This window comes from Carboxydocella sp. ULO1 (assembly GCF_002049255.1).
GTDB lineage: Bacteria > Bacillota.
This window is the reverse complement of sequence record NZ_BDLQ01000081.1, coordinates 87,998-101,169: the sequence shown is the minus strand read 5'-3', so window position 1 is coordinate 101,169 and position 13,172 is coordinate 87,998. Positions and strand designations below refer to the sequence as shown.

At 52.6% G+C, this 13,172-nt stretch carries 8 protein-coding genes; 1 reads left to right on the top strand and 7 read right to left on the bottom strand.

Going from position 1 to position 13,172, the window contains the following annotated elements:
* Both ULO1_RS10680 and ULO1_RS10675 read right to left on the bottom strand, forming a co-directional pair.
* On the bottom strand, positions 1-1,161 hold the full coding sequence (locus ULO1_RS10680) for a glycosyltransferase (protein ID WP_078665183.1): 1,161 nt from the start codon (positions 1,159-1,161) through the stop codon (positions 1-3).
* The gene (locus tag ULO1_RS10675; protein ID WP_143325449.1) at positions 1,158-2,312 is read right to left on the bottom strand and encodes a glycosyltransferase family 4 protein; all 1,155 of its coding nucleotides are present in this window, start codon (positions 2,310-2,312) and stop codon (positions 1,158-1,160) included. Before ULO1_RS10675 ends, ULO1_RS10680 begins: the two co-directional genes overlap by 4 nt.
* A 116-nt stretch (positions 2,313-2,428) precedes the next feature.
* Between ULO1_RS10675 and ULO1_RS10670 the strand changes: the two genes are divergently transcribed.
* The gene (locus ULO1_RS10670) at positions 2,429-3,856 is read left to right on the top strand and encodes an O-antigen ligase (RefSeq protein ID WP_079933576.1); all 1,428 of its coding nucleotides are present in this window, start codon (positions 2,429-2,431) and stop codon (positions 3,854-3,856) included.
* Here the strand turns inward: ULO1_RS10670 and ULO1_RS10665 are convergent.
* From ULO1_RS10665 to ULO1_RS10645, 5 genes are all read right to left on the bottom strand, one after another.
* The gene (locus ULO1_RS10665) at positions 3,850-6,987 is read right to left on the bottom strand and encodes a S8 family serine peptidase (protein WP_159446892.1); all 3,138 of its coding nucleotides are present in this window, start codon (positions 6,985-6,987) and stop codon (positions 3,850-3,852) included. The two genes, ULO1_RS10670 and ULO1_RS10665, sit on opposite strands and share 7 nt — an antisense overlap.
* 78 nt (positions 6,988-7,065) lie before the next feature.
* Entirely contained in the window at positions 7,066-7,650 is a 585-nt protein-coding gene (locus tag ULO1_RS14805) for a TetR/AcrR family transcriptional regulator (protein WP_079933574.1), read from the bottom strand.
* Complete coding sequence (locus ULO1_RS10655) at positions 7,650-8,837, bottom strand: TolC family protein (protein ID WP_079933573.1); 1,188 nt, start codon at positions 8,835-8,837, stop codon at positions 7,650-7,652. The genes ULO1_RS14805 and ULO1_RS10655 overlap by 1 nt, the downstream gene beginning before the upstream one ends.
* On the bottom strand, positions 8,821-11,946 hold the full coding sequence (locus ULO1_RS10650) for an efflux RND transporter permease subunit (protein ID WP_079933572.1): 3,126 nt from the start codon (positions 11,944-11,946) through the stop codon (positions 8,821-8,823). The genes ULO1_RS10655 and ULO1_RS10650 overlap by 17 nt, the downstream gene beginning before the upstream one ends.
* Positions 11,943-13,088 (bottom strand): efflux RND transporter periplasmic adaptor subunit, encoded by a 1,146-nt coding sequence (locus ULO1_RS10645; RefSeq protein WP_159446891.1) that lies wholly within the window; start codon positions 13,086-13,088, stop codon positions 11,943-11,945. The genes ULO1_RS10650 and ULO1_RS10645 overlap by 4 nt, the downstream gene beginning before the upstream one ends.
* Positions 13,089-13,172: the final 84 nt, after the last annotated feature.

Genomic DNA, 13,172 nt, shown 5'->3' with positions numbered 1-13,172 from the left:
TTACTGCCTCCTTAAAATAATCTCCAGCATTTGTTTAACCCGGCTCTCCCAGGAGTTTTCCCGGGCCCTGGCCAGCCGCCTGGCCTTCTGCTCCTCATTGTCGCTGCCTAAAATCTCCTCTACTGCGGCTACCGTCTCTGCCGGGGTTGAAGCGATTTTGACAACATCGGCAAAATTTCGTACCTGGGGCATATCCACTGAAACAATAGGCTTGCCTGAAGCCAGGTACTCATAAAACTTGAGGGGACTGACGTTGCGGGTCAAGTCATTGATTTTGAAGGTATTGAGACAAACATCAAACCCCTTCAGATAAGCAGGCAACTCCTTTTGCTCCCGCCGCCCCAGCAAGTAAACATTGGGTAGAGCTTGCAGGGCACTGACATCAATCCCAGCCCCTACCGGTCCCACCAGCACCACAGACCAATTCGGACGCAGACGGGCTACTTCCGCCAGCAAATCCAGGTCCACCCAGTCCTGAATTACCCCTACAAATCCCAGCCGGGGAGGCGGAATTTGCTCCAGGTCCGGCGGCACCCGGGTAGCCTGGTCCTGGGCCTTGCCAAACAGCTCCAGATTGGCTGCATTGGGAATGAAATATGTACGCGGATTCCAGCCTTTTTTATCTTCATACAGGCCAAGGGCAGTAACAAATACCACATCACAGCGGCGGCAGAGTTCGGCTTCCATGGATCGTACCACCTGTTTATCAATCAGCCCGGTATATTCGGAATGTTCATCCACACAATCGTAAATCAGTTTGCTGTGTTCCAGGCGGTCAACTATATCCACACTGCCTGGCAGGTACATCCATAACCAGGGCTGCTTGAGGCCCAGTTTCCTGATCTGCCGCCGGATAAAGAGGCTCTGCCACCACTGGTTAATTTTATTGATCCAGCGATATTTATTACCAAAAGGCAATACCGGTGGCGGAGAATAAAGCCAGATATTCTCCCGCCAGGGACGATTGCCTTTCAGCCACAACGTCCATTTGAACCAGAGGGTTTTATCCTTAAAGGCTGACAACAGGGTAATGGGAGGTTCTACATAAAGTACCCGGTAGTTCTGGGGCAACCGGGACATCACCTGTTGTTTACGGGTCCAAATCGGGTCCCAGTCAATGGAAGAGAGGCAAACCACTGCCCGGGCCGTTTCCTTGTTCATCGGTCTTTTTCCCCTTTCCTGAAACGAGCCAGCAGCTCAAAATATACTTTTTGCGTATCTGCTACCATTCTGTCTAAACTGAACTTCTCCCTGGCCCGCAGATAGGCCGCCTCCGTCAATTCCCGTCCCAGCTGAGGCCGCTCCCAGAGCCAGACAATTCTTTCCGCCAGCTCCACCGGATCACCGGGGGGAACCAGCAGTCCACTGATACCATGTTCTACCAGTTCCGGCAAACCGCCCACCTGGGAAGCAATTACCGGCACCTTACGGATCATCGCTTCCAGAGCGACCAGCGGACATCCTTCTGATAAACTAGGTATGATTAGCATGTCCAGTGCCGGCATAATTTTTTCCGCTGCATCGGACCGGAAGCCAAGAAAATGCACGCATCCCGTCAGGCCCAGTTCTGATGTCAGATTTTGCAATTCCTGACGCTGTTGCCCTTCTCCCACCAGCAGCAGGGTAAATTCCCGTCCCTGAGCAACCAGGCGAGCCGCTGCCTGTAACATCACCGCCTGGCCCTTGACGGGATGTAATCTTCCGATCACCCCTAATAACGGCCGCTGTGGCTCCAACCCCAGTTCTTGCCGTAGCAGCCCTTTGTCCAGCGGGGAAGTCGGCTCCGCAGGTATCGGGATACCATTATAAATCAGGCTAATCTTTTCAGCGTTCACGCCTTTGCGCTGCAAATCCCTGGCCAGCAGCTGGGAAACGGCAATAAACCTGTCTACCAGGCGCCAGGTGGATTTTTCGGTCCAGCTGTTGACCAGACGATCCAGCAAACCAGGATAATCATATTCCAGCACACTGTGAACAGTGGTTACAGACACCGGCACCCCTGCCCGGAGTCCAGCCAGCCTCCCTACCAGGTTAGCCCGTACCCCATGGGTATGTAATATCTGGATATCCTTTTCCTTAATCAGCTGATAAATACTTTTTATCACATGAATATCCAGTTTATGGCGCATATCCAGGGCATAGGCCTCTATTCCCAGCTCCCGGGCCCGCTGGTACAGGGGGCGGGGAGCCAAACAGCAAAGGATAGGAGCAAATTTTTCTTGATCCAGAGCGGCCAGAAGGGAAAGAACGTGATTTTCCGCTCCCCCGATTTCCCCGCCCCCGATAATGTGCAGGACGCGAATTTTCGTCAATTTGACCAACTCCCGCAAAATCTGTCAGTCTCACCTCTGTCTATTGTAGCTGATTTGACTGCCTTTTACAACATCAGTATAATGGAGAACAGAAATATGGAAGTGAGGAAGAAGGTATGTGGCAACAAATGCTCGCCAACAGCTGGTTCTATCGCATCTTCATCAATAGCCGCTTTTATCGCTGGGTAACTGAACCGGTGGATTCCTGGCCAGCCTGGCCGCAAAGCCGTCTGTACCTGGTTTACCGTCAGCTCCTGACCTTCCTTGAAGTACTGGCCCAAAAGCTGCAAAACTTCCTGCAATCTTCTGGTACCTATCAGTACCTGGTGCGGCTGAATCTTACTGGCCTGCTTTTGCTTTTAGTAGCCCTCTATCCTATCATCGATTATCTCCTGCGAACCATCGGCCTTCTGGCCGGTCTCTGGGATGAATTGCTGTTTGTCCTTATTGTAGGTCTGGGCTTTGTCTATCTGTTAGCCACTCAGGGCTGGCAGCAGCTTAAGGCCACACCAGTTGCCAAATATATCATCCTGTTCTGGTGGGGCATGTTGCTCCTCTTTTTCCTGCGCTCCCCCGATACCAGAATCGGCCTGGATGGCCTCAGAGCTGTAGTGGAATATTCCCTCTGGTTTTTTGTGGCCGTCAATTTCCTGCGGGACAGGGTCCAAATCCGGACCTGGCTGTTTGTGGCCCTGCTGGGGGCATTCCTGGTGGCAGCTTATGGTCTCTATCAAAAGGCCGCCGGGGTTTCCATCCCGGCCAAGTGGGTAGACCAGGCAGAACGATCTATATCATTTCGGGCTTTTTCCATTATCGGCAGTCCCAACGTACTTGGCTCTTATCTGATGCTGTTTATTCCCATTAACCTGGCCTTTGCCCTTTCTGCCCGGCGCTGGTCGGAGTACATACTGTACTGGGGCATCCTGGCTGCCCAGCTCTTATGTCTGGTCTATACCTATTCCCGCGGCGCCTGGCTGGCTTTCCTGCTGGCCATGCTGGTTTTCGGCTTCTGCTACAATCGCCGGCTGCTGGTGGCCATCCTGGCCCTGTCTCTGCTGGTACCAGTCCTGGCCCCATCGGTTGGCGCCCGCATTAGTTATATGCTCAGCCCCCAGTATATCGAAAGCAGCCAGAAAGGCGGACGCCTGGTCCGCTGGACCACAGCCCTGGAAAAGGTGGAGAAACGGCCAGCGATCGGGCTGGGTCTGGGCCGGTTTGGCGGTGCCGTGGCGGCTCAAAATGATATCCCGGGTACTTTTTATGTCGATAACTACTATATCAAGACTCTGGCGGAAACAGGCCTGATCGGTTTGGCACTATTGCTGTTTGTTTACTTCAATGCCTGGCGGTATGCCATCGGTTCCTACCGGCGCATCCGCGCCCCCGGTGATCGCCTGCTGGCTGCTGGCCTGGTAGCAGGATTGACGGGAGTACTGGCCCACAATGGAGTGGAGAATATTTTTGAAGTACCGATGATGAATACGTATTTCTGGTTCCTGTTAGGGATGTTGTGGCAGTTAAGGGAAAACCCCGGCTCTCAATAGCCGGGGTTTAATGTTTGTCTGGGCCAGAGATAGACGCGGCCACTAGTTACCTGTAAAAGGTCACTGTCAATCAAGATCATGCCATTATAGGGTCTTCCATCAGGCCAGCGCACCGCCACCATCGTCCCCTGTTCGGCCCGGAAGACAGTAACCAGCAATTCTCCTTCTGGTTTTGATGTAACAGTGCTCCTCTCCAGAACAGCCTGCAAGCTGTATTTTGATTCAGTCAACTGGTAGTTGGCCAGCGTAGCGGAAGTATAGGCTACTACCTCCCAGGTACCGGCCTGAGGATTCAGCACCTCTTTGCTGACTTCCAGGCGGTTCTGGCCATCGGGATTAACTCCGGCAAAAGCCGTCAGGTCAGGATCCACTTCCCGTCCCTGGGGGTCAAACAGGTGCAGCCTGGTTCTTCCCTGTCCACCTTCTACTTGCAGTCTGATCCGCAGTTTGCTGCTGCCTTCCTCTACCCTCAGAAAATATCTTTTACTCTGCCCAGCCTGAGCATTATCCTCTTTTTGCCATCGTTTGATCGTGCCATCTGTCTGCCATTTTTCCGGAGAAATATATGTGGTTAGCAAATCCACCGCCGGTTCAGGGTTAGGCCCGGCATAACCCTGCAAATGATAGGTATATAGCCCTGGTTCAGCTGGCAGGTTAAAGTGCAAGGGTAGGGTTCGGCTTGTCAGCGACGGTAGCAAAAGATAGTTCTGGCTCATGATTGTTCCGGAAATATTTGATTCAAAGCGCATTTGCCAGTTTTGACTGTCTATATTGGTTATTTTCAAGTCAAGCACAAGAGGCCGAAATTCCCTGCCATAAAGTCCTGCTAACGATTCAAAATCATAACCATTAATGCTCACCAGCATTGGCGGCGGTGTCTGCAGCTGTTTCAAGACCAGCCAGGATTTGACCAGATTGACCTTGCCCGCTCCCTGCTCTACTTCTGAATAACCATTGATGGGCACAGCCCCCCTGATCAGTGCCCGTCGTATCAGTTCAGGTGTTGCGGGCAATCCTTTAGCTTTGGCTCCCTGACGTAAAACTGCAATAGCTCCTGCTACGTGGGGAGCAGCCATGCTGGTTCCTTCAGATAGTTCATAACCACCACCCGGTATAGTAGAAACCGCACTGCCAGGAGCCACTACTGTCGGCAAAGCCAGGCCATCCTTGCGGGGTCCGCGGGAACTGAAAAACCAGAGGGTATCGCTATTAACCTTGTAACCGTAATCCTGTAACCACATAGCCGGGGAAATATAGGCCCCTACGCTGATCACTCCGGCTGTGTCTGCCGGCATGGTGATAGTGGATAAACCCGGCCCATTATTGCCGGCAGCTACTACAAAAATAATACCATACTGATCGGACAGGTTTTTCAAAAGGCGGTTAATGGAACTCCGGCCATTTTCACTCTGGATTCCGATGGACAGGTTTACAATCTTGGCACCCAGCCGAGCAGCCAGATTAATGGCCTGGGCCAGCTTACTGGTATCAGAACGACCGCGGGAATCCACGGCTTTAATCACCAGCAAGCGAGCTCCCGGAGCTACGCCGTTAACCTGACCACTGGCTGCAGCAATCCCGGCGACATGGGTCCCATGGCCGGAGCCGTCAAATCCCAGCCGCAAACTGGAGCCATCACTGGCCAGCTCAGCCAGGACAACCCCCCGTTTCTTTTCCCCCTGGCCCAGTTTAAGTACTGAGCGGTTAGAGGCAAACACCTTCAAAGGAGTTTCATCCCGAAAATCCCCATTGTGGTTGGTATCAATCCAGACCGTATCATAAATTCCCTTTTTATTGCTATCTGCAACCAGCACCGGCCAGCGGTCATCACCGGTACCGTTAAAATCCAGGTCAACTCCGTTTTCCTGCCACCAGCCTCCCCGCCAGAGCCCGCTTTTGCTCCAGGCGGAATTTATACCCAGTGTCTGTCCATCCAGGATTACATTGCCTTGATCAGCAGGCAATTCTTTTAAATTAACCAGCCCATCCTCAGTTACATCCCGCCAATCCACTATTTTGGGCCAGCCCTGGATATTAGCCTGCAAATCAGGATGGGCCGCATCCACACCGGTATCGATAATGGCAATGGTTTCGCCCAATCCAGTCGCCCCGCCTGTCAGGTTGAGCAGCTCATCTACACCCATTTCCCGCCTGGTAATATTGAGGCTGACCGCCGGGTCCGGCGCAGCCTGGCTGGGTTCCTGCTGTCCATTGAAGAGGCGATACTGGTCATTGTCACGGGTTAAGGCGCTACTGGAACTATTATTCCTCTGAACTGCTACTTCAGCGCTTACCCCCTGCAACGGGCCAGCCAGCAGAACCCGCCCTTGCTGGTCCAGTACTAGTCCCCCATACCAGCCGCTATACAGGGCACCACCGGGCAGTAATGCTTCAGGCGCCAGGCGCAAAGTTACTTCTTTATTACCCGCTTTCAAGGTAACACTTTCCCCTGGGTAATAAGCTGTTACAGTACCTACCAGATCATAAAGTCCGCCTGTGTCAGCCAGAAAACGGTAGACAACCGACGCAGCTTCAGCTCTCGTTAACTTGTTGTGGGGGCGAAATGTGCCATCAGGATAACCCTGGAGCCATCCCTTGCTGACTCCGTTAGCTACAACCCCCAGGGCCTCCTCCGGTATTTTCCCCAGGTCACGGAAACTGAGATTCCACCAGGGCACGTCCTGGTCAGAAGGCTGCAAACGGGAGAGGATATAGGCCAGCTCCAGTCGAGTGACAGGCTGGTCAGGGCGAAAGGTACCATCAGGATAACCCTTAACCCAGCCCTGTTCCTGGGCCAGGAGAATATAGCCATTGGCCCAGTGTTTCGGACTCAGATCACGAAATACTCCCCAGACGTTCTGCAGGCTCTGAACTTCCTTCCCACGGCCATTTATTTCAATCAGAATTTTGGCCAGCTCTGCTCTGGTCAAAAATCTGTCTGGTTCAAAATAACCGCGGTAACCTTCGACCAGATTGAGGGCTGCCAGATGCTGAATTTGCCCTTTCGCCCAGCTATAACTAATATCCCGAAAAACCGCAGCCTGAGCAGAAACAGGTAAAAAAAGCCCTAATAGCCAGACTGCCAGGCAAAGATATGCCCGGCCCCTGACTTTTTTCTCTATCCTTTTCAACCTTTTCAGTCCTCCCCTTGCCACCAGGGTATCTATATTTTCTTTAAAATGGTTATGCATATCTATAATATTGTTCGACTAATTGTTGGTTTTTCCTGCTAAACCCTGAATAATTACGGAATAAATATCATTAACCAGTCTGTCTTCGGCTGTGCCAGCCATAATTGCCCCGAACAGCGAATGGAAAGTACCCAGGATAACCAGCGCTACCGCATGGGGATTTAGTTCTGTTTTGATTTCTCCCTTCTCCTGGCCTTCCCTCACCAGCCGGGTAATCAATTCTATCTTTTGTCTCTGATGTCTGAGAATCCATTGCCTGAACTCCTGGTTAAAATTCAGATGGCCAAAATCCAGACTTAACCTGGTTAAGTCCTGAGCTTCCCAGGCAAACTGAAAATGCAATTCCAGCAGACGCTGAATTTTGCCCGTTGTCGTTGTTTCTGCCGCTATAGCGTCTTCCAGACGGGAGAGGTGCTTACATATGTTTTGCCGAAACATTTCCTGAAACAGCTCAGCCTTACTGCTAAAATATTCATAAACTGTACCTTTGCCTACTCCTGCTGCGGCCGCTATCTCCTCCATTTTGGCTTCATGGAAGCCGCGGCGGCTGAAGACTTCCATCGCCGCCGCCAGAATTTGTTCCCGCTTGCCGCTGGTTTCCATTAAAATCCTGCCCCCCCGGTTCCGGTGGAAGCTGTAGTCTGGGCTTCAGAGCCAGCTAACACAAACAGCCGGGAAGTGAACTGGGCCCGTGCCAGATTGTAGTCGAAAATGGCTTCTGCGTACTGGGCTTCCACCTGTTCCAGGCTAACCCGGGCATCCAGCAGCTCAGCATTGGTTGCCATCCCCTTCTGATAGCGCAGGGTGGTAATGCGCAGTCCCTCCCGGGCCCTACTTATACTGGCTTTTAAGACATTAATCCTCTCCTCGGCAGATTTGAGGGTATAATAGGCCTGTTTTACTGCCAGCCGCACTTCTACTTCCGTTTTTTCTTTTTTCGCTTCTGCCTCTGCTTTGGCCGTCTGAGCTTCCCGGTTGGTAAAAACATTGGAAGTATAATATTTATCTGCCAGCTGAGCCTTCAATGCTGCCAGACTGGCTGCTTCATTGGCACTGTAAATATCCAGGGATTCAGCCACCGTATCTTTGATGGTTTTTTCCACATCCAGGTCATTGCTGGGAACATAATTGAGCACAGTGGTCAATTGCAGGGGAGTGTCCAGGTCCAGTCCCAGCTGCTTATTCAATTTCATGCGTGCGATCTGAAACTTATTTTCATAGGCTATATATTCCGCTTTGGCGGATGCGGCCAGGGTTTCGGCATTCTGGACATCCAGTTTGGAGAAAACCCCGGCTTTCTGGTTGGCATAAGCCAGCCGCACCATTTCCTGAGCTTTATCCAGGCTGCGTTTCTTGACATCCCGCATCATCTGGGCTTTTAAAGCCTCATAATAAAGCTGCTGGGTTTCCAGGCGTACCTTTTTTTCCTTCAGGGCTTTGGCCTTCTCCGCCATAGTTAGCGCATACCGGGCCTGACGGGGATAATAATACATGACCAGGTCGTTATCAAAACTGTCATTCCACTGTCCGATCGAGCTCAATTTGTCTTTAGCATCTTCCATCTGCTCTTTGCCGTTTTCCGCTTTGTCCACAGCAATCTGTGCCTTATCTATTGCTATTTGCGCCAGTTTCAAATCCGAACTGTGTTTTAAAGCCTGATCAATAGCCTGATCCAGGGAGAGCTTCACCACTTTAGGATTAGCAGTTTGTGCTCCTACCCCATCAGATAAAGTTAAAGTGGTGAGCAAAATAACCAGGAAAAGGGCTGCGGTTTTAATTCTTGCTTTCATGGTAATTCCCCCCTATCTTTGATTTTTTAAAGCGCCAGTTGCGCACATCATCAAACAGGGTATAGACCACCGGCACAAACACCAGCGTCAGAATTGTGGAGGTGGTCAATCCCCCTACTACTACCGTAGCCAGCGGAGCTTCCGCCTCTGCTCCTTCGCCAATTCCCAGAGCCAGAGGAATCATCCCCAGCACAGTAGTGAGGGTAGTCATCAGAATCGGGCGCAACCTGGTATGCCCGGCTTCCAGAATGGCCGTCCAGCGGTCTTTGCCCCGTTCCCGCAGGATATTGATGTAATCCACCAGCACGATGGCATTGGAAACCACAATCCCCACCAGCATGATCACTCCGATAAAGGCATTGACACTAAAGGCTCTGCCAGTCAAGGCCAACCCTGCTACCACCCCGATAAAGGTAGTAGGCAAGGAGAACATGATGATAAAAGGATAGAGGAAGGATTCAAACTGAGCTGCCATGACCAGATAGACCAGAATTATCGCCAATACCAGCGCCTGCGCCAGGCTGGCAAAGGATTGCATCATCTCCTTGTTCTGCCCGCCATATTCCAGGGTATAATCAGGGGGCAAGCGCAGGTCGGCCAGAGCCTTTTGAATGTCTTTGGTGACGCTGCCCAGGTCCCGGCCCACATTTTCTGCCGAAACCGTCACTACCCGGGCATTTTCCTCCCGCTTGATGGAGGTCGGGCCCATGGTAACCGAAAGGTCTGCCACCTGACCCAATGCCACCACCCCGCCCCCAGGCAGGGATAAAGGCAACGCTGCCAGGCGCCCCAGACTTTCGGCATAGCTGTCTTCCAGAGCCAATCGCACATCTATTTCATCTTTGCCAGTACGGAACCGGGTGGCAGTTTCCCCGGCCAGAGCCTGGTGTACTGCACTGGCTACCTGAGTAGCCGTCAGACCATACTGAGCCGCCACTTCCCGCTTGAGATAAATCTGCAGTTCCGGCCGACTGGCTTCCAGGTTGCTTTCCACTTCCCGGGTTCCAGGCACCTGTTTCACCCTTTTCACTACTTCATCCGCAAGGCGAGCCAGCTCCTCCAGGTCCTGCCCCTTGATATTGATCTGAATGGGCGCCCCGGCAGGTCCTCCCTGGCTGGCATCTGACATTTTGACGGAAATTTTAGCGCCAGGCACTACCCCGATGCGGCGGCGCAAGTCTTCCACTATTTCGTCAGTACTGCGCTGCCGTTCAGAACGAGCGCCTACCTTGATGCGAATCTGGGCATTTTCCGATTGCCCGCTGAGATTGACCATCCCTCCCCGACCGGAAGGTCCCACTGAAGTAAAAATCACTTTCGTTTCCGGCAGCTCCCGGGCTTTTTGCTCACAATACTCGGCTACAGCTGCGGTTTTTTCCAGTATCGTTCCTTTGGCCAGCTTAATGTCTACAGCTATCTCTCCTGTATCGGTTTTGGGCATAAACTCCATGCCGATTACCGGCACCAGTGCCCCACTGGCTACCAGCAACCCGATTACCAGCAGGACCACTGTTTTGCGGTGGCCCAGACTCCAGGCCAGTAAATCCCGATAACGATCATCCAGTTTGCTGAGACCCGCGCTAAACCAGTTGAGCATCCGGTCCCACCAGACCACATGCCGATTTTTCTCCTGCTCCAGACGCAAAAATCTGGAGGACAGCATAGGTACCAGCATCAGAGATACCAGCAAGGAGCAAAGCAGGGAGAAAGAAACGGTTAAAGCCATTTGCCGGAACAGTTCAGCAGCAATGCCTTCCACAAAAATCATGGGCAGAAATACGGCAATTGCCGTCAGAGTAGCAGCGATAACAGCATTGCTCACCTCGGCTGCGCCCTGGCGGGCTGCTTCAATGAGACTCAAGCCCCGCTCCCGGTGCCGGTAGATGTTTTCCAGCACCACGATGGAATCATCCACCATCCGCCCTATCCCCAGGGCCAGGCCCCCGAGTGACATCATATTAAGGGTGATGCCTTTCAAATAGAGCAAGACAAAGGTGGAAACCACTGAAATGGGAATGGCCAGGCCGACAATGATGGTACTGCGCCAGTTGCGTAAAAACAGCAACAGCACGATGATGGAGAGAACAGCGCCCTCCAGGGAATGCTGTTTAATCTGATTGATGGAGTCCCGGATAAATTTGGAGTTATCCACCGCTATGCTGATCTGGACCCCGTCCGCTTTTAGTTCTTTTTGTAACTGCTCCAGTTCCGCATTGACCCGGTCGGCTACCTGCACAATATTGGTCCCGGTCTGTTTCAGAATATGAATCCCAATACTGGGCTTCCCGTTGATACGGGTATACTGACGCACTTTTTTATTACTATCCTTGACCAGAGCCAGATCCTTCAAGGCAATCGTGCCACCCTGGGGCAGAGGAATCGGCAGATTGGCCAGCTGATCAATACTCCTGAATTCTCCCAGAGTACGGACAAACAGGATTTTGCCGCCATCAGTCAGCTCCCCGCTGGCCAGACTCAGGTTTTCCTGACGCAGAATGCCGGCAATCTGGGTACTGTTGAGACCATACTGCTGTAACTTGTTGCTATCCAGCTGCACCAGAATCTCCCTGGTATAACCGCCGGTGGTAACTACCGAGGCTACCCCCTCCAGTCGTTCCAGTCGGGGCTGGATTTTATCCTCCACGATTTGCTGCAAATCCGCCAGGTCTTTACCTCCAGTCACCCCCAGCTGCAAAATGGGGATCTGGGTTGGGTCCATTTTCAGCACCATGGGGGTATCGGCGTCCCTGGGCAGCACAGGCTTGATCCGGTCCAATTTTTCCCGCATCTGGATGGCGGCTTCACTCATATCAGTGCCCCACTTGAACCAGACCAGCACCAGGGATGAGCCCGGCTGGCTTTCCGAGGTAATATGATCGATATTGTTGACTGTACCCATAGCCTGTTCCACCGGGCGTGTAATCAGGTTCTCAATCTCCTGGGGTCCCACCCCTTCGTAATTAACCACAACCGCAGCAACCGGGAAATTCAGATCAGGATAAAGGTCCAGCCCCAAACGGGTAACCGAAACCAGGCCCATTATGATGATAAAAATGAATACTACGGCAGTTAAAACCGGACGCCGGATGGAAAGGTCGGAGATCCTCATTGTTTCTGGCCTCCTGCCTTGATCTGTACCTCAGTACCATCCGCCAGCAGGTTCTGGCCAGCGATAACCACCTTTTGGCCAGCCTTGATTCCAGAAAGCACCTCCACCTTCTCGGCATCACTCAAACCGGTTTCTATCTTGACTTCGTCCACCTTGTTACCGGTCACAACATAAACATATCTGGCCCCTAGCTTTTCCACTATGGCTGCTTTGGGTATGAGCAAGGCCTTATCCTTCTCCTGGGCTGCCAATGTCACTTCCGCTACCATGCCGCCTTTGACCGACTCATCGGCGTTCTTGATCTCAATCCGGGTTAAATAGGATTTGCTGCGCGGGTCAGCAACCGGACTGATGGACTGGATGACCCCCTGATAGGTACGGCCAGTAGCTGTGATTTTTACCTCCACTGTCTGTCCTGGCCGGGCGTAATTGATCTGGTTTTCCATCAGGCCTACTTCTACCAGCATGCTGCTATCATCAACGATGGTCAGGACCGGCACTCCCGGTGATGCCATTTCCCCCGGATCGATATTGCGGGCCGTCACCACCCCATTAATGGGTGAAGTCAGGGTAAAGTTGGCCAGCTGTACCCGCTGGGCCTGCAGCTGGGCCTGGGCCTGCTGGATCTGGGCAGCAGAACTTCCGCCCCCGGCAGGGCTGTAGGCCGCCTGGGCCCGGTCCAGGTTGGCCCTGGCTGTATCCAGCTGCTGCTGGGATGCTCCCCCCTGATCATAGAGATATTTGATCCGGTTATAGTTGTTCAGGGCGTCCTGGTAGTTGACTTCGGCCTGCTTTTGCAAAGACTGTTGCAGACGCACTGCCGCTTCAGTGGCGGAAATCTGGGCTTTGAGGTCACTGGCATCCAGCTCTACTACCACCTGGCCAGCTTTTACCCTCTGGCCAATATCCACCGTTACCCGGCTGACTTTGCCGCCCACTTTGGGCACCAGGGCTATCTCCTGTTTGGGCACCACCTTACCGGCAATAGTAATGGTCTGGGAAATGGGCCCTTCGGTTGCGGTTACCACCTCAACCGGTACAGCCTCACTGGCAGTGGCTGTTTCTTTGGCTTTACTTCCACATCCTGCTGCTCCTACCAGCAGTGTGAGTCCTAGCAAGAGCGCTAAACCAGTTCTGAACATGCTCTTATCCCCTCCCTGCATTTATCCCTTCCGCCCGACCGGTCGGTCTCTGGTTTCCAGTATATACTACTCCGGCCTGTCGGT

Excerpts from the sequence above, each read along its gene's own strand:
- ULO1_RS10680 (WP_078665183.1), bottom strand. The coding sequence starts at position 1,161 with ATGAACAAGGAAACGGCCCGGGCAGTGGTTTGCCTCTCTTCCATTGAC.
- ULO1_RS10670 (WP_079933576.1), top strand. The coding sequence starts at position 2,429 with ATGTGGCAACAAATGCTCGCCAACAGCTGGTTCTATCGCATCTTCATC.
- ULO1_RS14805 (WP_079933574.1), bottom strand. The coding sequence starts at position 7,650 with ATGGAAACCAGCGGCAAGCGGGAACAAATTCTGGCGGCGGCGATGGAA.
- ULO1_RS10655 (WP_079933573.1), bottom strand. The coding sequence starts at position 8,837 with ATGAAAGCAAGAATTAAAACCGCAGCCCTTTTCCTGGTTATTTTGCTC.
- ULO1_RS10650 (WP_079933572.1), bottom strand. The coding sequence starts at position 11,946 with ATGAGGATCTCCGACCTTTCCATCCGGCGTCCGGTTTTAACTGCCGTA.
- ULO1_RS10645 (WP_159446891.1), bottom strand. The coding sequence starts at position 13,088 with ATGTTCAGAACTGGTTTAGCGCTCTTGCTAGGACTCACACTGCTGGTA.